General features: G+C 56.2%; 15 protein-coding genes and 1 pseudogene. 5 read left to right on the top strand and 11 right to left on the bottom strand.

Annotation, left to right across the window (positions count from 1 at the left end):
- Positions 1 to 17: 17 nt before the first annotated feature.
- The 4 genes from Q0775_RS13470 to Q0775_RS13455 all read right to left on the bottom strand — a co-directional run bounded on the left by Q0775_RS13470 (position 18) and on the right by Q0775_RS13455 (position 6,560).
- On the bottom strand, positions 18 to 3,197 hold the full coding sequence (locus Q0775_RS13470) for a CusA/CzcA family heavy metal efflux RND transporter (protein ID WP_298861697.1): 3,180 nt from the start codon (positions 3,195 to 3,197) through the stop codon (positions 18 to 20).
- On the bottom strand, positions 3,194 to 5,395 hold the full coding sequence (locus tag Q0775_RS13465; RefSeq protein WP_298861694.1) for an efflux RND transporter periplasmic adaptor subunit: 2,202 nt from the start codon (positions 5,393 to 5,395) through the stop codon (positions 3,194 to 3,196). Before Q0775_RS13465 ends, Q0775_RS13470 begins: the two co-directional genes overlap by 4 nt.
- Before the next feature lie 92 nt (positions 5,396 to 5,487).
- A complete protein-coding gene (locus Q0775_RS19990) occupies positions 5,488 to 5,805 on the bottom strand; it encodes a hypothetical protein (protein ID WP_366863642.1) in 318 nt (105 codons plus the stop codon).
- Positions 5,806 to 5,954: 149 nt separating this feature from the next.
- A complete protein-coding gene (locus Q0775_RS13455; RefSeq protein WP_298861688.1) occupies positions 5,955 to 6,560 on the bottom strand; it encodes a Crp/Fnr family transcriptional regulator in 606 nt (201 codons plus the stop codon).
- A gap of 66 nt (positions 6,561 to 6,626) precedes the next feature.
- Here Q0775_RS13455 and Q0775_RS13450 point away from each other — a divergent pair, with 66 nt between their 5' ends.
- On the top strand, positions 6,627 to 7,187 hold the full coding sequence (locus Q0775_RS13450) for a hypothetical protein (RefSeq protein ID WP_298861685.1): 561 nt from the start codon (positions 6,627 to 6,629) through the stop codon (positions 7,185 to 7,187).
- Between the two features lie 24 nt (positions 7,188 to 7,211).
- On the opposite strand, the pseudogene Q0775_RS13445 reads toward Q0775_RS13450, so the two are convergent.
- The 5 genes and pseudogenes from Q0775_RS13445 to Q0775_RS13425 all read right to left on the bottom strand — a co-directional run.
- Positions 7,212 to 7,406: pseudogene (locus Q0775_RS13445) on the bottom strand (glutaredoxin); the annotation flags it as partial.
- A gap of 498 nt (positions 7,407 to 7,904) precedes the next feature.
- On the bottom strand, positions 7,905 to 8,483 hold the full coding sequence (locus tag Q0775_RS13440) for a hemerythrin domain-containing protein (protein ID WP_298861682.1): 579 nt from the start codon (positions 8,481 to 8,483) through the stop codon (positions 7,905 to 7,907).
- 121 nt (positions 8,484 to 8,604) lie between these two features.
- Positions 8,605 to 9,630: a TRAP transporter substrate-binding protein gene (locus Q0775_RS13435; protein ID WP_298861678.1), complete on the bottom strand. Its 1,026-nt coding sequence runs from the start codon at positions 9,628 to 9,630 to the stop codon at positions 8,605 to 8,607.
- A 24-nt stretch (positions 9,631 to 9,654) separates the two neighbouring features.
- On the bottom strand, positions 9,655 to 10,830 hold the full coding sequence (locus Q0775_RS13430; RefSeq protein WP_298861675.1) for a cytochrome P450: 1,176 nt from the start codon (positions 10,828 to 10,830) through the stop codon (positions 9,655 to 9,657).
- Between the two features lie 15 nt (positions 10,831 to 10,845).
- The gene (locus Q0775_RS13425; RefSeq protein ID WP_298861672.1) at positions 10,846 to 11,577 is read right to left on the bottom strand and encodes a GntR family transcriptional regulator; all 732 of its coding nucleotides are present in this window, start codon (positions 11,575 to 11,577) and stop codon (positions 10,846 to 10,848) included.
- 314 nt (positions 11,578 to 11,891) lie between these two features.
- On the opposite strand from Q0775_RS13425, the gene Q0775_RS13420 reads away from it, so the two are divergent.
- From Q0775_RS13420 to Q0775_RS13405, 4 genes are all read left to right on the top strand, one after another.
- On the top strand, positions 11,892 to 13,556 hold the full coding sequence (locus tag Q0775_RS13420) for a phosphoethanolamine--lipid A transferase (RefSeq protein WP_298861669.1): 1,665 nt from the start codon (positions 11,892 to 11,894) through the stop codon (positions 13,554 to 13,556).
- Complete coding sequence (locus Q0775_RS13415) at positions 13,553 to 13,954, top strand: diacylglycerol kinase (protein WP_298861666.1); 402 nt, start codon at positions 13,553 to 13,555, stop codon at positions 13,952 to 13,954. The genes Q0775_RS13420 and Q0775_RS13415 overlap by 4 nt, the downstream gene beginning before the upstream one ends.
- A gap of 115 nt (positions 13,955 to 14,069) precedes the next feature.
- The gene (locus tag Q0775_RS13410) at positions 14,070 to 14,726 is read left to right on the top strand and encodes a response regulator transcription factor (protein WP_298861662.1); all 657 of its coding nucleotides are present in this window, start codon (positions 14,070 to 14,072) and stop codon (positions 14,724 to 14,726) included.
- On the top strand, positions 14,723 to 16,078 hold the full coding sequence (locus Q0775_RS13405) for a HAMP domain-containing sensor histidine kinase (protein WP_298861660.1): 1,356 nt from the start codon (positions 14,723 to 14,725) through the stop codon (positions 16,076 to 16,078). Before Q0775_RS13410 ends, Q0775_RS13405 begins: the two co-directional genes overlap by 4 nt.
- A gap of 86 nt (positions 16,079 to 16,164) precedes the next feature.
- On the opposite strand, the gene Q0775_RS13400 is transcribed toward Q0775_RS13405, so the two are convergent.
- Both Q0775_RS13400 and gcvP read right to left on the bottom strand, forming a co-directional pair.
- Positions 16,165 to 17,163, bottom strand: a complete 999-nt coding sequence (locus Q0775_RS13400; protein WP_298861823.1) for an extracellular solute-binding protein — start codon at positions 17,161 to 17,163, stop codon at positions 16,165 to 16,167.
- Between the two features lie 268 nt (positions 17,164 to 17,431).
- Positions 17,432 to 20,275 carry an aminomethyl-transferring glycine dehydrogenase gene (gene gcvP, locus Q0775_RS13395; protein WP_298861657.1) on the bottom strand — a complete coding sequence of 948 codons (2,844 nt, stop codon included), beginning with the start codon at positions 20,273 to 20,275 and terminating at the stop codon, positions 17,432 to 17,434.
- Positions 20,276 to 20,290 lie beyond the last annotated feature (15 nt).

Raw genomic sequence — 20,290 nt, 5'->3', positions numbered from 1 at the left:
CTTTAAGGTTGGGTTGATTATTCGGCAGGCTGTGGCGCTGCGCCCCCCTCTTCGGGGTGCAGCATGGCGCGGTTGACCCTTTTGAGGGCGAGCCGCTTCCAGATCACGAAGATCGATGGAATAACAAAAAGTGTGAGCAGGGTCGCAGTGGCCATTCCGCCCACCATAGGGGCGGCGATCCGTTGCATGATTTCGGAGCCAGTTCCGGTGCCGTACATGATGGGGATGAGGCCCGCGAAGATGGTGGCGACAGTCATAACCTTAGGCCGCACGCGCAGCAGAGCACCCACAAAGACGACCTCTTCCACATCCAGCGGCGTCATCTCCCGCCGCTCGGCAGCAGCCTGTTTGCGGCGCTTGTCCCATGCGAGGTTGAGGTAGAGCAGCATGACAATCGCCGTCTCGACCGCCACACCCGCAAGGGCGATAAACCCCACCAGCACAGCCACGGAGATATCAAAGCTGAGATACCACAAGAACCAAACGCCCCCTGCCAATGCCACAGGCAGTGCGGCAAGGATGATGCCCACTTCAATCACACGGTTGAACGCCATGAACAGCATCAACGTGATGATAAGCAGTGTCGCAGGAGCCACCAGTTTAAGCCGCTCCTGCATCCGCTGGATATATTCATATTGTCCCGACCATGTGATCGAATAACCCGCAGGCAAAACCACTTGTTCCGCCACAGCCGCGCGTGCCTCCTCGACATAGCCGCCCAGATCGCGGCCTGCGATATCGATGAACACGAACCCCGTGCGCCGTGCATTCTCGGAGCGGATCATGCCCGGTCCGTCGACCACCTTGATCTCGGCCAGCGTGCCCAGCGGAATATGTGCGCCAGAGGGCGTCACCACAGGCAGATCGCGCAGTCGTTCGGGGCTGTCGCGCCAATCCTGTGGATAGCGCAAGTTGATCGGGAACCGCTCGAGACCTTCGACGGATTCCGAGACTTGCATGCCGCCGATGGCCGTCTGCACCACATCCTGAATGTCGCGCACGCTCATCATATACCGCGCAGCGGCCTCGCGGTCTGGATTGATCTCGATAAACCGCCCGCCAATGGGGCGTTCGGCATAGGCGGAGGTCGTGCCCTCAATCCCGCCTGCAATCCGCTCCACCTCAATGCCGATTTGTTCAATCACGCGCAGGTCAGCGCCAGATATTTTGACCCCCACAGGCGTTTTGATACCCGTGGCCAGCATATCGATGCGGTTCTTGATCGGTTGGATCCAGACGTTCGTGACACCGGGGATTTGCACCACACGGTCAAGCTCTGCGCGGATGTCGTCCATGGTCATCCCCTCGCGCCAGTCGGCCTCGGGTTTGAGTTGGATCGTCGTCTCGATCATCGTGAGCGGTGCGGGATCCGTCGCCGTATCGGCACGCCCCAGCTTGCCGTGCACCGTCAGCACTTCGGGCACTGTGGCGATCAGACGGTCAGTCTGTTGCAACACTTCACGCGCTTTGCCGATGGACACGCCAGGATAGAGCGACGGCATATATAGGAAGTCGCCCTCGTTCAGCTCCGGCATGAACTCGCTTCCGATGCGTTGCAGCGGCCACCACATTGAGGCAACCAGCAAGCCCGCGAGCATCGTGGTGGCCCAAGGCCATGCGACGGCAGCGTCAAGGAACGGGCGGTAGATAAAGATCACCAAGCGGTTGAGCGGGTTGCGATGCTCCGGCACGATGCGGCCGCGCACGAAATAGCCCATGAGCACAGGCACCAGCGTGATCGACAGGATCGCAGCGGCGGCCATGGCATAGGTCTTGGTGAAGGCGAGCGGTTTAAACAACCGGCCCTCCTGACTTTCCAGCACAAACACAGGCAGGAAACTCACCGCGATAATTGCGAGGGAGAAGAAGAGCGCAGGGCCCACCTCCAAACAACATTCCGTGACAATTCGCCAACGGTTCTTGTTGGTGAGAGTTTCCTTCTCCAGCCTTCGGTGCATCGCCTCGATCATCACAATCGCCGCATCCACCATTGCGCCAATGGCAATGGCGATGCCGCCCAGCGACATGATATTGGCGTTCACGCCTTGCAGCTTCATGATGATAAACGCCGCGAAGATACCTAGCGGCAGCGACAGCAGGATCACCAACGAAGAGCGGACGTGCAGCAAGAACGCGGCACAAACCAGAATGACGACGATAAATTCTTCGGTCAGCTTCTTTTGAAGGTTGTCGATGGCCCGCTCGATCACGCCCGCGCGGTTATAGGTCGTCACGATCTCGACGCCCTCGGGCAGGCTCTGGCGCAGCTCGTCGATCCGCGTCTCGATCGCCTTGATCGTCGACAACGCATTGCCGCCCCAGCGCAGGATAACCACGCCGCCTACGGCATCACCCTCGCCATCAAGTTCACCAACGCCACGCCGCATTTCCGGCCCCAGCCGGATGTCGGCCACATCGCCAAGCGTAATCGCTGCACCACGCTCGTTGACCATCAGCGGCGCTTTCGCCAGATCGGCGATCTCGTCCACATAACCTGTCGAGCGGACCATAAACTCGGCCTCGCCCATCTCGATCACACTGCCGCCTGTCTCGCGGTTGGCGCCCTGAATGGCGGCCTGAATTTGCGCCAGCGTGATGTCATAAGCGCGCAATTTGTTGGGATCGACCACGACCTGATACTGTTTGACCATGCCGCCGATCGTGGCGACCTCGGACACACCATCGACGGTCTGCAATTCGTATTTAAGAAACCAGTCTTGGATCGTGCGCAGCTGCGCCAGATCATGACCACCCGTGCGGTCGATCAGGGCATATTGGTAAATCCAGCCGACGCCAGTCGCGTCCGGCCCAAGCTGAGGAGAAACACCTTCAGGCAAGTTCGCCGTGATCTGTCCAAGGTATTCCAGCACCCGCGTTCGCGCCCAATAAAGATCAGTGCCATCCTCAAAAACCACATAGACATAGCTATCCCCAAAAAAGGAAAAACCACGCACATCACTGGCGCCCGGCACGGCCAGCATTGCGGTAGCGATAGGATAGGTGACCTGATCCTCGACGACCTGCGGCGCTTGGCCTGCATAGGGCGTGCGCACGATCACCTGCACATCCGACAGATCGGGGATCGCATCTACTGGCGTTGTGCGGATCGCCCAGATGCCCGTCACCGCCATCATCATCGCCAGCGCAAGAATGATGATCCGGTTGGCAATCGAGCCGCGAATAATGGCAGCGATCATTGTCCGACCTCCGCCGCTTTTGCGGTCCCGACCAGCGTCATTGAGAAGTCGGGGTTGCGGTGCAGTTGAAGCACAACCTCCTCACCCACAGGCAAAGATTTAGGATCTATTGTGGGGTCAACCGCGAAATCCATCGTCATCCCCGGCATCCCGATCTCCATCATCGGGCCATGGGTGATATTGGCCATACCCGTTTCAGGGTCGATTGCGTTGATCGTGCCGGACACTTCCATTGGAGGAACCACAGGCTCAGCCACCGCAAGCAGCATCGTCATCCCGTCAGGGCGCGCAAAGGTCAGCATCATCTCTTCACCCATGATGAGCGTTTCGGGATCCAAAGTATCCTGCAGAGCAAAGCCCATCGTCATTCCGGGCATACCAATCTCCATCATCGGACCATGGGTGATCGTGGCTATGCCTGTCGCAACGTCCAGAGCATCAATAGTGCCTGACACGATGATTGGCGGGATGATGGCGTTAGATTCTGGAGCCATCGGTTCGGCGGCAGGCATCTCTGCCTTCACACCTTCACCGCGCAAAGCGACGATGGTGAACAAGCCGTCCTCCCCCTTGGTCAGGTCAAACTCCAAGGGCTGGTCCAATGCCACATCGGCTACGTCAATACCGGCTACATCCATGTCCATCTGCATCGCAGGCCAGCCGAGTTCAGGGATCGGGTCATGTTCCATGGTGAGCTTGCCGTCTGCGGTGACTGCTAGAACCTTGCCTTTGCCCGTCGCGGCGATCCCGTCGTCAGAACCAAGTTCAATCAGGCTCAGCAAACCGTCCGCGCCGCGCGAAGCACGAAATGCGACCTGCTGGCCAATCTCCAACCGTTTCAGCGCGATATCGCGGCGCAGCGCAAAGCGGGATGTCATCGCAGGCCAGTCCAGCGTCTCAAGCGCTGCATGCCGGATCGTGGCCATGCGCGTTTCGGGATCGAGCGCCAACAGCTCACCTGTTCCGCGTGCTGGTGCCTCATCAGTCGGGGCCATCCGCATCAAACCAGCGCTCAGCGCACTCTCGCTATCGATCAGAAACTGTGCGGAGGCCACAACTTCCTCGCCCGGAGCAAGACCTTGAACGACTTCAGTGCGCCCACCGCCGCCAAAACTATCGCGCAGGCCTGTGGTGATCAGGCGCGGTTTGAAAGTGCCCTCACCTGTCTTGAGAATAATCCGCTCTGCCGTGCCGGTGCGAATGATCGCCTCAGTTGGCACGGTAAGCGCCATCCGTGTCTGGTTTGGGATCAGGCTGACGTTGCCGAACATATTGGGGCGCAAAAGCCCATCACTGTTATCAAACCGCAATCGCACGGGCAGCGTTCGCGTCTGCGCATCCAATGCGGGATAGACGTAGTCGATGACGCCCTCAAAAGTATGTCCATTCAGATGCTCGAACGTTGCGACCGCGCGCATGTCATCGGTCATGCGTGCAATATCACGCTCGAACACATCAACGATAAGCCAGACAGCGCTGAGATCAGTCAGCGAGACGGCCCGCACACCAGGCTGAAGAAACATACCATCGGCGGCTTCAAGCGCTGTGACAACACCGTTTTGCGGGGCAATTACTTCGATGTTGCGGGCGATCTTGCCGCTTTTCTCTATGCGGGTAATCTGTGCGTCGGACATGCCGTGGCTGCGCAGCTTGCCCCGTGCGGCATCGATGATCCGTTTATCCCCTGCCTCAATGGCGCGCAGCAAATCAAACGAGGATGAGCCGATCACTTGGCTGAACATCTCGAACAGGACATCGCCCTTGCGCACGGGGTCCCCAACCGCACGTACATTCAGCTCTTCAATCCATCCATCGACGCGGGTGTGGACATGACTTGTCAGATGCTCGTCATAACCGACAAAACCTACCGTCTCGATCCGACCCGATATCTCGGCGGTTTGTGCAATCGCCGTGCGCACACCAATGGCGTTGATCTCTGCGGCCGAGAGCATGACTTCGGACGGATCACCTGAGGGTTCTTGACCCGCCATGACAGGGATCAGGTCCATCCCCATCGGTGATTTCCCCGGTCCGGGCTGGCGAAAATTCGCATCCATCGGGGCCACCCAATAGAGGATTTCAGGTCCGTTATTTGCTGTCATATCCGACGGATTGAGATACAACCGCTCCAGAAAAACACCGCCACCAACGCCCGCGCAGAGTGCAAGCACACTCAGGGCTGAATATCGTCCACGCATGGTCACCTCGACCCCGACTGCGCAACGCGCACAGCCGTTTCCAATCAATAACAATCACGCAACCCCAATGAGGGGCGCGCACCGACAATCGATCAGATGTATTGTGGAGGGCGGTCTTTTGATATGCGCAGGTGCGATGGCAGGATCAGTGCCTGTTCAATGCCTCTGTCACTGGGAAGCAAAACGTCCGAGGCAATCAGCTTGAAAGGCGCTGAATTCTCGTGAAAGCAGCACATGAAGGCCAAGCAATGCGCAGCACCTTGGTGTTGCGCATCCATTGTAGCCATATCGTGATCCATCTCACCAGCGCCGGCATGCGCCATATCGCTGTGATCCATAGTCATGTGATGCTCAGTCGTGGAAGCAGCGACGGGCGCTGCAACCGCGGGAGCAACAAACTGAAACACCATAACGCAAATCAAGAGCACAAAGCCCAGCGGCCGAAAGGCCGTTCTGATATGCGAATGATGGATTGCGTTGCTCATGAAAAAGTCATGCAACCGATCAGCCACACTTTCAAGTCAGAAATTCGTGAGGTCCGGATCAAAGCAACAGTTCGCTATCTCACCAGTTGAACCCGCCCACGTGCAGGCCGAATGACACGCCCGTCCTTTTCAAGCTGCGTCAAAGCACGGTAGAGTGCGGGGCCCGTCACGCCCAGATCATCGGCCAAAGACAGCAGCGTCACCTCTTTTGGCAGTGCGCCATCCGCTTTCACCACTTCCGCCAACCGTGCCAGCATCCCCTCGCCCAGCGGCCTCATGGCGCGCAATTCCAGCATGCGTCGCGTCGCCATCAACGATTGCGCCAGATACGCAGAAAACCGGTTTGACAGGTCCGGCTCTGACGCAAACGCCGCCAAGACTTCCACTTTCGGCAAAATGCAGACCCCGGAAGCAACCCTGGCGACAGCGTCACAATGGCAAGTCTCTGCAAAGAGAGATGCTTCGGCAAAGGTCTGGCCCTGTTTGGCAGTATGGATGCGCACCCCACCCCCGCGTTGCGTCCAGCGCACAAGCTCAAGCTCCCCGCTCTCGACAAGGATCAGCCCGATAGGCGCGTCGCCTTGGTGAAACAACGCCTCACCTGCCTGCAACGCCACCTGCTTTGCGGTGGCAGCCCCGCAGCGGGCCAGTAAATCGTTAAAGAAATTCAAGGATGACATGATCATGATCATATAGGTGACTTGCTTCGAATGCTATCCTCTGGATGAAATCCAAAAGGAACCCCCATGAAAATCATCCCGCATGTCTGCGCCGCCCTACTCCTCACATTCAGCATGACCAGCGCAGCGTTTGGCCAGCATGCCGGACATACGGGTCATGGCTCCACTCAATCTGGCTCGACACTGCCGACCGAGCGTGGCGATGCAACTTTTGCAGCAATCGCCGAGATTGTGCAGATACTCGGCCAAGATCCGGAGACCGATTGGAGCCGTGTCGACATCGATGCTTTGCGGACCCACCTAGTCGACATGAGCGTGTTGACCAGCAGTGCCACCGTATTGACGGACGTTACCCCGAACGGCATTGAAATGCAGGTGTCACGGAGCGGGCGCGCAGGCGAAGCTGCCTCTCGGATGGTACCTGCGCATGGTACCGTGCTGGCCGCTGAAACTGGTTGGACCTCAGAGGTCCATCTCAGCGATGAAGCAATTACATGGACCGTCACCGCACAGACCGAAGCGCAGGCGCAACAGATCAAAGCTCTCGGCTTTTTCGGCTTGATGGCTACAGGAGATCACCACCGCGCCCATCATATTGCCCTCGCCAAAGGTTCTCCCTCACATTGAACGACTTGTCTTTTGAAAAACCTTTCAAACTGGGGAAAAGGTATGCATCCAGATCGCCATACCAACCATCATGAGATTTTCGGTAAGGGACACAAAGCCAAGCGGCACTTTGCCGTCGTCACCGGCACAAGCGCATTTCAGGTCACGTTTGTCGGTATAGGCGGCTTTAAACACGCTGATCGCGTCAATGTTTGCAACGAACAGCGCGGCGGGAGCTGACGCCGTGTGACCACATCCTCGACACCCGCCATGATAACCTCACCGAATTTTTGAGGGGAGATGAGGCACTGACAGCATGGGAACTTGCGATCCCCTCCACAGAAGCTGGACGCATACTTTGTCTTTAAATGAAAAATTGTTGGTTGAAAGCTGCTGACCTGAGAAGCTGGATCAAAGGCCGAGGCAGAGATCGAAAATCGAGGCCTACAACCACAAGCACTCCTCACGTGCCGGTAGGCCACTTGTCGTGGTCCGGTTGCAGAGCATTATACTGCCAAGTACGAGCAGTAGATGCTTAGCGATAGCGTAAATCATTGCAGTTGAAGAAGATTTTACCACTCAATACCTGCGCTACGTCGTCTTTCGAGGAGATTCAGATCAGGCCGCGTTATCTGTCCGTCGGTCAATCAATAGTGACGGCTCATGATCCTGCCGAGGCATTGGGAATGACGTACCATGACGACAAGACCGCATCAAAACACTGAGTAGGTCCCGACCCTAAGCCAGTCCTCCAGCGCCATATTTAAGGATGACCGGGACGACGATCTCCTCTTCATCCACAAGATGGCGGTCAAGTGTTTTGTTCAATTCCAATAGGTTTTCATGCAACAAACCAATTGCAGGTTCCCCCGCCGCTTTCGCATAGAGCGCACCGTTTGCCCGCGTCACAAAGGCGCTAATGCGAACGTCAAGTGCATGATGATCGTGGTCAAGGAGTGCAAACCCACGTGCGATGCGGACGTCTTTACCGCTTAAGACCGGAAAGTAATGCGCGTCTTCAATTCCGTGATGACCGCGCAATTCCTGTACAAATGTGGACCCGAGTTCCGCGATTTGTTGGCGGAACAGACCGGGATCGATATGACCGTCCAACGTCCCCTCAGTCTGGGTTTGCATCCGCTCCAATATGCGGCGAAACATCATGTGACGGTCCAACCAGAACCGGATCAAACCATCATACCCCGCATGCGCCTCCCAGCCGGCACGTGGATATTCATCCAGCAAAACGCGCAGAGCATCAGGCAGACCAGTGCGCAGATCAAGGTCCAGTTTTTCGCCATTTAGAGCGCGGTTCATATTTGCTCAATTTCCATCTTTTAGGTAGGCGCTTCGCAATGCGTGACACTGATCAGTGTCGTTAGAAACGTAAGAGTCGGACACCGCTGGGATGCCCGACCCTTCATAATTCAGGCCCAAGTCAATTCGCGTTCGCCGCGATAAAGTCTTTTGCACTTTGAACCAGCGCGGCACCGTCTAGTCCCTTTGCATCCATTTCCACGATCCAGTCTGCAGTTACCTGATCGCCCACTTCGATCCAGCGATCCTTCTCCGCGTCGAGTTCTGTGATCGTGTTGCCTGCATCCGTTGCGACTTGACGGCCCACGATATCAGCAGCATCCATCGCTGCGCCAAATAGGGCTGAAACTTCGGGACCTGAGTTGGCATCCACGACGGCTTTCAAATCATCAGGCAGGGCGGCATAGCTGTCCTTGTTCATCGTCATAATAAAGGTGGCAGTATAGAGACCTGGCTGGGACGCAAAACCGGAATGAAACTCGGTCAGCTCGCTGATGCGTAGCGGCAGGGTGACTTCCCACGGGATGATGGCTCCATCAACAACACCTTTGGACAGCGATTCAGGTACAGCAGGAACTGGCATGCCAACAGCAGTCGCCCCCAATTTACCAAGGAACTGTGTGGTCACACGCGTCGGTCCGCGCAGCTTTTGCCCTTCCATATCGTCGAGGGTCTCGACGTTGATGTTGCTATGGATCCAGCCGGGGCCGTGGGTATGCAGGACAATCGGATGCGTGTCACTAAACTCTTCCATGCCGTTGGCGATGACGTATTCATGAAAAGCCTTGGACGAAGATGCGCTATCGCCAACCATAAAGGGCAGCTCAAACGCTTCAGTTTTGGGGAAACGACCGGGGGTATAGCCGATGACCGTCCATGTGATATCGGCAATCCCGTCTACAGCTTGATCATAAAGTTCTGGCGGTGCGCCCCCAAGTTGCATGGAGGGGAAGTGCTCAATCTTTATGCGTCCGCCCGATTCTTCTTGCACCTTCTTGATCCATGGCTCGATCGCTTTTGCAGGGATGGTCGCCTGCATGGGCAATAACTGGTGCAGTTTCAGCGTGACATCCTGCGCCCACGCCCCTGATGCCGACAGGGCCAAAAGCGATGTGAGCATCGCCGTCTTTTTCAATAGTCCAATCATATCAATCCTCCCAGATTGTTGGTGTTATTTAAGTGTTACAGGAAAATTCAGCGCCCCCCGAAAGCCAAAGCCACTGAAACGCACCAGCGAAGGCTCCTGCAAGGTCATGTCGGGAAAACGGTCAAACAGTCGTGGCAGCAAGATATCTGCCAGCATGCGCCGCGCGATATGTTTACCCTGACAAAAATGCGGCCCGTTGCCAAAGGCTTGATGGGGGCGTTTGCTGCGCGTGGCGTCAAACAGATGCCCGTCTGGCCAGATATCCTCGTCATGATTTGCGGATGCTTGTACCGTCATGACCGTCTCGCCCTTAGGGACTCTAAGGCCTCTGATCTCTGTGTCTTCGGTCACCAGACGTGAGCTGACCTGAATGGGTGCGACCCAACGCACCCCTTCGTCGAAGGCATCGCCCCATGCGCTCTCTCGCACCACATGGTCACGTTGCTCGGGGTTGGTCAGAAGACCGTAAAGGATCGTAAGCAGCGCATCGCGCGGCTCGTTCAATCCACCGCCAATCGCGATTTTGATGTTTGAGCGGATCTGGCTCAACGCGATGGGATCATCCGCCGTGACCATTGCACAAAGTGCGCTGGGGTTCGGCTCCGCGAGATGGCGGGGGATGACCTGATCCATGTAGGCGTCCATTTCGGCATTCGCGCGGTCACTGTCCTCGAACAAGGCGGGGTCCCAACCGAAATTACCCGCCCCGTCAATCAGGGTTTGCGACCAGCGCTGCATGTCATCGTCACTGGCGTCTGGCAGCCCCAACAGCTGTGCTAAACAGCGCGCCGCGAAGGGTCCCGCCAATGTTGGGAACAAGTCCACAGTCTCTCCCTTTGGCAGGCCTGCCACAAATTCATCCGCGATCTTTTCATAAAGCGGCATCCAGTATTGGGTGATGTTTTTGGCGCTGTAGGCGGAGGCCATCGCCATCCGCTCGCGCATATGCTCGGCCCCGTCTTTGCGCATCAGGGTATGGGCGAGGAAGGCCCGCTTCATCGGGGTGTTGGGATCATCGGAGCTGAAAATCTCGGGATCGTCCTTCACCCATTTTGTATCCTCGGCCTTGGTAAGCAGAATACGTCCTACGGATGCCACCTTGATCACAGGATGGTCGGCCCTCAACCGTTGATAGATTGGATAGGGATCACGCACCAAATCAGGAATGGTAATCTGGGTATCTACTGGCACAGCCGTCATTTCAGAATCCTATTCTCAATCCGACGCAACCAGCGCCAGCCCCGGAACATTACGCGTTAACATCGGGCGGCTCTTGTTCAGGTGGTTAAAGTTGATCAAGGCAAGACGCGCATGCTCGCGGGTGAGTGCTTCTGCTCGCGCGCCTTCTCCTGCGGTAACTGCCTCAAGGATGGCGCGGTGCTGGCGTTGGGCATAGCGAAGAGATTCCTGGAAATCTGGGATCATTGCCTGATCGCTAAGGAATGCCGAAGGCGAGGCAAGCGGCAGCAAGCTCATCCGCTGTATCTCCCGCGCGACGATGGGACTGTTGGGAAACTTTGCGAGCAAGTCGTGAAAGGCGGCGTTTTGGGTGACATAGCGGTCAAAATCCAAACCGTCAGGCGCTGCCAATGCTTGGTCAATTCTGTCCAGAATAGCACCGGCTTGCGCAAGCAAGGCGGCATCCACTCCTCGCTCTGCTGCAAGCCGCGCGGCCGTGCCTTCAATAACGCCGCGCATCTCGATAGCATCAGAAATATCATCCTTGGTGAAGGAGGCGACGCGGCACCCGCCCGTCTCGATCCGCTCCAACAGGCCTTCGGCCACTAAACGGTCCATCGCCTGCCTAAGCGGCGTGCGCGACAGGCCCAACTGTGCAGCCATCGCAACTTCGGACAAGCGCTGACCCCCCACATATTCTCCACTCAGAACGAGCGAGCGCAACCCCCTAAGGGCGCGGTCCAACTGGCTGAGGCTTCGGCTCGGCATAATATGTTCCAAAAGTTACACGAGAAAGGTACAGGCACGCTATCAATCCAGAATTGTATACAATATTACAAAAATCAAATGGAATCTTGGCCAATTTCCGCAAATATTTTGATGCAATGTATACACGCCTCATGAAATCCCCCGAATTCAAACCTTTGCACCGGTAAAATTTTCGCAAGACCTTACTGCGCTGCACAATTTTTCAAATTCTTTAACCTCATTTCTGACCTCAATATCTCGCTCAAGGTCAACCGTAAGGTTCGCGTAAGGTTGCCGTGGTGAAAGGCGCTGAAACAGTAGCAAAGAGCGTCGCGATGACCCGTTTTACCGATATTAAAAGCCGCTTCTATACTCTGCGGGAGGCCTATCCCCTCGCGCCAATCGGGTTAACTGCCCTCACGATCTTGTATATTTTCGCAACAATGAACGCCACGTTCTGGTCAATCGGAGCAGAAGTATTTGCAGGACATCCCTTGTCTTTTGCAAGTTATATTCTGGCCGTGTTTTTCCTCACGTTTGCCTTCTTCTCCACCTTCAGCTTTCCTTGTTTGGTCAAACCTTTTCTCATCTTCATGGTTATTCTGAGTTCGGTAACGTCTTACTATATGGATACACTGGGCGTGATCATAGACCGCGACATGATCCAGAATGTCATGGTCACAACAGTGACTGAGTCAAAACACCTTTTCACATCTGGTTTTATGACCCAAATCGTTGCCTTTGGCCTGCTTCCCGCGAGTACGATTGCCTGCATAAAGGTCAAAACACCGGGCAGACTTCGAACATTTGCGCTCCCCGTGCTCACAGTTGCAATGAGCCTCGCGCTCGCGGCGGGTTTGTTGATGTCAGACCTCAAATCCTACTCGTCCATCCTGCGCGAGCGCAAAGATTTCATGAGCAGCTTTCAACCCGGCGCACCCGTTGTCGGTGCAGTCCGCTATGCGAAGATGATGGCGGGCTCGGTAAATGTAGTCGTGGCACCCGTGGGTGAGGATGCCGTTCAGGGCATAGCTTACAGCGCAAACCGCAAGCCTGTTTTGACCATCATCGTTGCCGGAGAAACCGCACGCGCCCAGAACTTCAGCTTGAATGGCTATACAGTTGACACCAATCCTGAGCTGGCCAACTTGCCTGTCATCAGCTTTACAGATGTTACCTCCTGCGGGACTGCGACAGCCACATCGCTGCCCTGCATGTTCTCCAGTTTCACGCGGGAGGAGTACTCCTATCAGAAAGGGATTTCGCATCAGAGCGTTCTGGACGTGCTGGATCATGCGGGCCTTCACGTTGAATGGTGGGACAATAACACTGGCGACAAAGGCATTGCTGCGCGCGTGATCACTCGCTCCCTCACCCACACTGACGACCCCGAACTTTGCGCAGCGGGTGAATGTATGGATGGCGTCTTTATGCAGGCGCTGAAAGAATATGCTGGCGCGATTACTCAAGATACGGTTCTGGTCCTGCACCAGATCGGCAGCCACGGACCGACTTATTATTTACGCTATCCCGAAGAGTTCGAGAAATTCAAACCCGCCTGTCGCACGGCAGAGTTTAAGAACTGCACACAAGAAGAAATCACCAATGCCTATGACAACACCATCGCCTATACGGACGCGATACTGGCACAGACAATCGCCTTCCTCGAGGATCAAGACCAGCTTTCGACAGCACTTCTGTATATCTCTGATCATGGGGAATCTTTGGGCGAAGGGGGGCTCTATCTGCACGGCTCACCTTACTTTATGGCTCCCGAAAACCAGATCAAAGTACCGATGATCTTGTGGATGTCGCAGACTTTCCAAGACCAGTTTACGCTTAGCCAGAACTGCCTCACCGCAAAAGCGGACAGCCCATTGTCCCACGACAATCTATTCCACTCCCTGCTTGGTATGTTGGATATTCAAACTGATGTGCGCAACCCCGACCTTGATCTGTTTGCGTCCTGCCGAAACAACCAGAAGGTAGCCAGAAATTGAGCATTCCTCCCTTGGACATCCGCCAAAAACCTGCCCGCATCACCGGCATCGCCCATATTTTTGCCGCCGCAGGGTACTCCATTGGCGGGGTCCGGCGTCTGTGGCAGGAAACCGCGTTTCGCCATATCACAGTGGCCCTGCCAATCAGCATCGCCATTCTCGCTTTGGCCGGCGCCCGCATCGGTGATTACTGCATCTTGCTGATCTTGTTCTTGGTGCTGGTCGCAACCGAAGCGCTGAACACAGCGATTGAATGCATCGTCGATCACCTCGCTCCTGATTGGGAGGAATTTGCCCGCGATGCAAAAGACCTCGGCTCCCTGGCCACCATGTGTCTGCTTGGCGCGAACGCGTTGTTTATCGGCAGCGTGGTGTTTCGTGCGGTGGTGAATGGATGATTGCGCCCTGTGTCAATAGCCTACACCATAACAGCCGCGCATCGCGTATATCTGGCATCCCGCCGCATTTGTTATATGATGCTATTCAATTCCATCCAAAGGCTCCGACCCGCCCATGCGCATTTTGCTGATTGAAGACGAGGCAGGACTGGCCCGTCCCTTGCGCGAACATCTGGAGGCGGATCGCCATATTGTTGAGTGGTTTACAACGCTGGACGAAGCGCACAGCGCAATTGCCACGCTTGAATACGATGTGGTGTTGCTGGATCTGCAACTGCCTGATGGCGACGGCCTCACCTTCCTGAGCACGCTGCGCGACCAACATATCCGCACACCAGTGATCATTCTGACCGCGCGGGACAAAGTCTCAGACAGGATTGACGGCTTGAACCGCGGGGCGGATGATTACGTCATCAAACCCTTTGATCTGGACGAAGTGAAGGCACGTATCCACACAGTCTGCCGCCGCAGCGCGGACCAGATGACCCAGACAACAGTAGTGCGCGATCTGAGCATTAAGTTTGAAGACCATAGCGTGACCCGCGCAGGAAATCCTGTCCGCCTGACCGCAAAAGAGTGGAGCATTCTTGAAGTGCTCTTGCGCCGCAAATCCAAGATCGTTCCGAAAGAAAGCCTTGAGGCTGCTGTCTATGCCTTCGGGGACGAAGTCGAAAGCAATGCGATCGAGGCCCATATCAGCCGCCTGCGCGCCAAGCTCGGAAAAGATCTGATCGTCACCCATCGCGGCATCGGTTATATGCTGCACCCATGAGAAAACCCACCACCAGCCTGCTTAACACTCTGTTCAAGTCTCTGCTTTTGCCGGGGATTGTCGCGGCTGTCCTTGGGGTATTGATCGTCCATAGCCTCGTCAAAGAAGAATATGACGAGCTGCAAGACCTCAGCCTGATCAGTAAAGCCCATTTGTTGTTGCAAGTCTTCGAAGCCCGAAACCCGAATGCCAGTGCCTCGGCCCAACAAAGTACCATGAACCCGCTGGCGTTTGAACCTGCTCTGATGGAGCCTGACGAACAAAGCGCGTTCTGGATACTTGATGCGGATGATGATGTGATCGCGCGGTCAATCGGCGCGGATGATACGCTCTTGGCGGCGCGGGTTCAGGGCGGCATTATCACCGACCTTGGCTACCGCATCGCTGACGTGAGTAGAGCGGACACCCGATTGAGCGTCGTAACTGCCGTCCCCATGATAGAGCGGAACGAGGCGATCAGAGACGTGTTGATCGGTGTGAGCACAGGTTTTGTCCTACTTGGCCTGTTCGTGGCCTTTGCCGCATATCGCGCTGTGCGTCGGACTTCTGATGTGATTGTAGATCTGAGTGCAGAAATCGGAAGCAAAAACGCGCACGATCTGTCCCCCGTTGACCGCAAAAACACCTTTACCGAGATCGAGCCAGCGATAGACAAGATCGACGCACTGATGGGTCGGCTGGATGCCACGCTGATAGCAGAGCGGGCCTTTGCCACCAATGCCGCGCATGAGTTGCGCACGCCCGTCGCGATAAGTCTGGCACATGTCCAGCGGTTGCGGGCCAAACTGTCCGATCCCGTCACCTCCGAAAGCGCTTTGGAAATCGAACAAGGGCTCAAACGTCTGACCCGCCTCATCGAGAGATTGCTGCAAATGTCACGTGCGCAATCAGGACTGGGAACTGCCGCTACACCGGCCGACATCGCACCTGTGATCAACCTGCTGATGCGCGAGCTTCGCGACCGCGTACCCTCTCCTGAGAGGCTTGTCATGGCGGCGCCAGAAGGAGAGTGGAAAAGTGCAGTCGACCCTGATGCCATCGGTATCATGCTGAACAACCTGTTTGAAAATGCGCTTAAACACGCCACAGGGAACACACCAATGCAGGTGGATGCCAGCACGAAAGGCCGCATCGTAGTGTCAAACGACTGCGCCGCATTGGCTCCTGACGCACTGGAGAAGATCAAACAGCGGTTTGTCAGAAATGCTGCCAGCTCGGAGGGGTTCGGCCTTGGCCTCTCAATTGTTCGGGAACTTTGCAAGCAGTCAGGCAGCACGCTGGAGCTGGCCTCGCCCTGCGTTGGCAAGAAACGCGGTTTCAGCGCTACACTGACGTTACCGATTGCGCGCTAGGACCGCTGCCCGCCGCAGGCAGACCGCCTGTACGGGAGTAGCTACGGGCAGAGGTACCCCGCCCGCAGCAATACTTTCTTTGGCAGTTACTTCCAGCCAACTTCGTTGAAAATCTTTTGCGCGGCGGCCACGTTCTTGGCCACTTTACTCAGATCAACCGCGTCGGGACGAAACAGCCCCAATGACGCGACTGAGGGGCTGAGGGAGACACCGGGTACGGCGGGATATTCGTCGTTTCCTGCCGAAAAATACTGCTGGGCCTGATCGCCTGCGAGATATTCCATGAACAGGATGGCGTTCTCCTTGTTCGGGGCATGCGCTGCGACACCGCCACCTGACAAATTCATATGTGCGCCCTCTGCATTCTGGGCAGGGAAAACCCATCCGATGTTTGCCCGCGCGTCTTCGGGAAGGCCGCTCACTTCTGTCCGGACGGAACGGGCAAAGTAGTATGTGTTGGCAATCGAGATATCGCACTGACCCGATACAATACCCCGCAGCTGGTCAGTATCGCCACCTTCGGGATCACGTGCAAAGTTATCGACAACACCCTGCGCCCATGTCTTTGCCGCCTCTGCGCCGTGGTTTTCAATCACCGCAGCCAGAAGGGTCTGGGAGTAGACATTCGAAGACGAGCGGTGGCAAACCAAGCCCTTATAGACTGGATCAGCGAGGGAAACATAATCCTGCGGCGGGTTGGCCACATCGGTTTTGTCATAGAAGATGATCCGCGCACGCTGGCTAAAGCCGAACCATTGATTATCGGAATCCTGCAAGTTTGCTGGTATGCGCTCTTCGAGGATATCACTTTCGATCGACTGGAGGACCCCGACTTCTTTAGCACGCTCAAGGCGCGATGTGTCGACCGTCAACAAGATATCTGCGGGCGAGTTCGCCCCCTCGGCGCTCATCCGCGCGATCAACTCATCTGCTTTGCCTTCAATGCGGTTGATCTTGATGCCAGTGGCCTGCGTGAAGTCCGAATAAAGACGCTCATCCGTGTCATAGTGACGTGAAGAGTAGAGGTTCAGTTCGCCCTCAGCGAAAGCAGTCGCAGGCCCAATTGCGACTAATGCAGTGGTCATCGTAGCGGTCAAAATGGTCAAAGAACGTTTCATAGTTTTACCTATCAGAGTTGTTTACAGAAACACTCAGATACTATTTCAAAACAAGATGCAATGTTTCCGACAAAAATTGTCAGATATATTTTGACCGCGCAAATTCGCCGTTATCTAGTCCTGCGCGGGGCATAAAAACCCACCCCCGCACAGAATTCAGACATCTATCACGGCCACTCTGCGCAGCCCTGCATCCCTTGTGACACAAGGACGAATACACCCCCCAAGCCGCGACCTACTCTGCTGCCTCCAGATACTCGTCCATCGGTGGGCAGGTACAGGCAAGGTTCCGGTCCCCCCAAACATTGTCCACGCGGTTCACAGGCGGCCAGTATTTGTCCACGCGGAACGCACCGCGCGGGAAGCAGCCCTGCTCGCGCGTGTAGGGGCGATCCCAGTCTTTCACCAGATCCTCCATCGTATGAGGGGCGTTCTTGAGCGGGTTGTTCTCCGCATCGATCGTGCCATTTTCGATATCCATAATCTCGCCGCGAATGGCGATCATCGCATCGCAGAAACGGTCCAACTCGGCTTTCGTTTCGGACTCCGTTGGCTCGATCATAAGTGTGCCTGCCACAGGCCAACTCATCGTCGGCGCATGAAACCCGCAGTCCATCAGCCGCTTGGCAATATCATCCACCGTCACATGCGCTGAATCGGCAAAGGGGCGCGTGTCGATGATACACTCATGGGCAATCCGCCCTGTCGGCCCTTTGTAAAGAACCTCGAACGATCCTTCCAAGCGTTTGGCGATATAGTTGGCGTTCAAGATCGCCACCCGCGTCGCTTGAGTCAGGCCATCCCCGCCCATCATCAGGCAATAGGCCCACGAGATCGGGAGCAAGGAAGGTGAGCCAAAGGGCGCGGCTGACACTGCACCCTCCCCAGAAGTCGGATCACCGGGCAAATGCTCGATCAGATGCGCCTTCACTCCAATCGGCCCCATGCCGGGTCCACCACCACCATGCGGAATGCAAAACGTCTTGTGCAGGTTCAGGTGGCTCACATCACCGCCCAGATCACCGGGCCGCGACAGGCCAACCATGGCATTCATGTTCGCCCCGTCGATATAGACCTGCCCGCCGTTGGCATGGGTGATGTCGCAAACATCGTTCACCGTCTCCTCAAACACCCCATGCGTCGAAGGATAGGTGATCATACACGCGGCCAAGTTATCCTTATGCTCCGCGACCTTGGCGTTAAAGTCCTCCAGATCAATATCGCCATTCTCGGCTGACTTGATCGGTACAACTTTCCACCCCACCATTTGCGCAGACGCAGGATTGGTGCCATGCGCACTCATCGGGATCAGACAAATATTGCGATGCCCCTGCCCGTTCGCACGGTGGTACCCCGCGATGCTCAACAGCCCCGCATACTCCCCCTGTGCGCCCGAATTGGGTTGCATCGAAATCGCGTCATAGCCTGTCACATCACACAGCTTGGCAGACAGATCATCAATCATCTGGGTATACCCCGCCGCCTGATCCGCAGGAATATAAGGGTGCAACAACGCAAACTCATCCCAGCTCACAGGCATCATTTCCGCAGCCGAGTTCAGCTTCATCGTGCAAGACCCCAGCGGGATCATCGCACGATCCAGCGCCAGATCACGGTCCGCAAGGCGGCGCATGTAGCGCATCATTTCCGTCTCCGCGCGGTTCATATGAAATACAGGATGCGTGAGGTATTCAGATGTACGGATCAGCTTGTCAGGCATGTGGTAATGCGGTGTGTAATCCTTGTCCTCCCGCTCAATCCCGAAGGCCCGCCAAACCGCCTCGATCGTCGCAGAGCGTGAGCGCTCGTCTAGCGTAATCCCAACTTGAGTGCTGCCCAACTTGCGCAGGTTGATTCCCTCATCCACCGCCGATTTCATCACCGCATTTTGCAACGGCCCGACCTCAACCGTGATCGTGTCAAAGAACGCCGCAGGACGCACATCAAAGCCCGCAGTTTTCAGCCCCTCGGCCAAACGCGCCGTCTTGCGGTGTATCCGCTGCGCAATCGCCTTGAGCCCCTCAGGCCCATGGAACACCGCATAAAACCCCGCCATCACGGCCAGCAATGCCTGCGCCGTACAGACGTTGGAGTTCGCCTTCTCACGGCGAATATGCTGCTCGCGTGTTTGCAGCGACAGGCGGTAGGCGCGGTTTCCGTGACTGTCAATCGACACGCCGACAATCCGGCCGGGCATGGACCGCGCATAAGCTGTCTTTGTCGCCATATAAGCTGCGTGCGGACCACCGTATCCCACAGGCACCCCAAACCGCTGGGTCGAGCCGACAGCAATATCCGCCCCCATCGCACCGGGTTCCTTAAGCAACGTCAGCGACAAAGGATCAGCCGCAATAACGCCTACGGCCTTGTGTTCATGCAGCGCCGCAATCTCCGCCGTGAAATCCCGCAAATGTCCAAACGTACCTGGAAACTGGAAAATCGCCCCAAACACAGCGGAGGCGTCCAGATCATCAGGATTACCTACAATCACTTCAATGCCCAGCGGTGCGGCCCGCGTCTTCATCACATTTATGTTCTGCGGATGGCAATTCTCGTCAATAAAGAACCCCATGACTTTGGTCTTGGCCACGCGCTTTGCCATGGTCATGGCTTCCGCACAGGCCGTCGCCTCATCCAGCAACGACGCATTGGAGATATCCAGCCCCGTGAGGTCTGTTATCATCGTCTGGAAGTTCAGCAGCGCCTCAAGCCGCCCTTGGGATATCTCGGGCTGATAAGGCGTATAAGCTGTATACCACGCGGGGTTTTCAAAGATATTCCGCTGGATCGCTGGTGGCGTGACCGTCCCGTGATATCCCTGTCCGATGAGCGACGTCAGCACCTTATTCTTGCCCGCCACCTCTTTCATATGCCGCAGCAATTCCTGCTCCGACAGTGGCTTGCCAAAATCGAGCGGCTCCGCCTGACGGATCTTCGCAGGCAGCGTATCGTCAATGAGCGCATCAAGGTCCTTTGTCCCCACAACGTCCAACATATCCGCCATCTCGGACACGGACGGCCCGATGTGTCGGCGGTTGGCGAAATCATAAGGCAGGTAATCTGTGGGCGTAAAAGTCATGATGCTCTCCGAAAG

It is taken from the genome of uncultured Sulfitobacter sp., assembly GCF_947499945.1.
Lineage (GTDB): Bacteria > Pseudomonadota > Alphaproteobacteria > Rhodobacterales > Rhodobacteraceae > Sulfitobacter.
This window is presented reverse-complemented; position numbering and strand designations above follow the sequence as displayed.

Bases quoted from the DNA above. Each gene is read 5' to 3' on its own strand.
- Q0775_RS19990 (WP_366863642.1), bottom strand. From the start codon at position 5,805: ATGGTGTTTCAGTTTGTTGCTCCCGCGGTTGCAGCGCCCGTCGCTGCT.
- Q0775_RS13470 (WP_298861697.1), bottom strand. From the start codon at position 3,197: ATGATCGCTGCCATTATTCGCGGCTCGATTGCCAACCGGATCATCATT.
- Q0775_RS13430 (WP_298861675.1), bottom strand. From the start codon at position 10,830: ATGACGGCTGTGCCAGTAGATACCCAGATTACCATTCCTGATTTGGTG.
- gcvP (WP_298861657.1), bottom strand. From the start codon at position 20,275: ATGACTTTTACGCCCACAGATTACCTGCCTTATGATTTCGCCAACCGC.
- Q0775_RS13455 (WP_298861688.1), bottom strand. From the start codon at position 6,560: ATGTCATCCTTGAATTTCTTTAACGATTTACTGGCCCGCTGCGGGGCT.
- Q0775_RS13405 (WP_298861660.1), top strand. From the start codon at position 14,723: ATGAGAAAACCCACCACCAGCCTGCTTAACACTCTGTTCAAGTCTCTG.
- Q0775_RS13420 (WP_298861669.1), top strand. From the start codon at position 11,892: ATGACCCGTTTTACCGATATTAAAAGCCGCTTCTATACTCTGCGGGAG.
- Q0775_RS13435 (WP_298861678.1), bottom strand. From the start codon at position 9,630: ATGATTGGACTATTGAAAAAGACGGCGATGCTCACATCGCTTTTGGCC.
- Q0775_RS13425 (WP_298861672.1), bottom strand. From the start codon at position 11,577: ATGCCGAGCCGAAGCCTCAGCCAGTTGGACCGCGCCCTTAGGGGGTTG.
- Q0775_RS13400 (WP_298861823.1), bottom strand. From the start codon at position 17,163: ATGACCACTGCATTAGTCGCAATTGGGCCTGCGACTGCTTTCGCTGAG.
- Q0775_RS13440 (WP_298861682.1), bottom strand. From the start codon at position 8,483: ATGAACCGCGCTCTAAATGGCGAAAAACTGGACCTTGATCTGCGCACT.
- Q0775_RS13465 (WP_298861694.1), bottom strand. From the start codon at position 5,395: ATGCGTGGACGATATTCAGCCCTGAGTGTGCTTGCACTCTGCGCGGGC.
- Q0775_RS13410 (WP_298861662.1), top strand. From the start codon at position 14,070: ATGCGCATTTTGCTGATTGAAGACGAGGCAGGACTGGCCCGTCCCTTG.
- Q0775_RS13450 (WP_298861685.1), top strand. From the start codon at position 6,627: ATGAAAATCATCCCGCATGTCTGCGCCGCCCTACTCCTCACATTCAGC.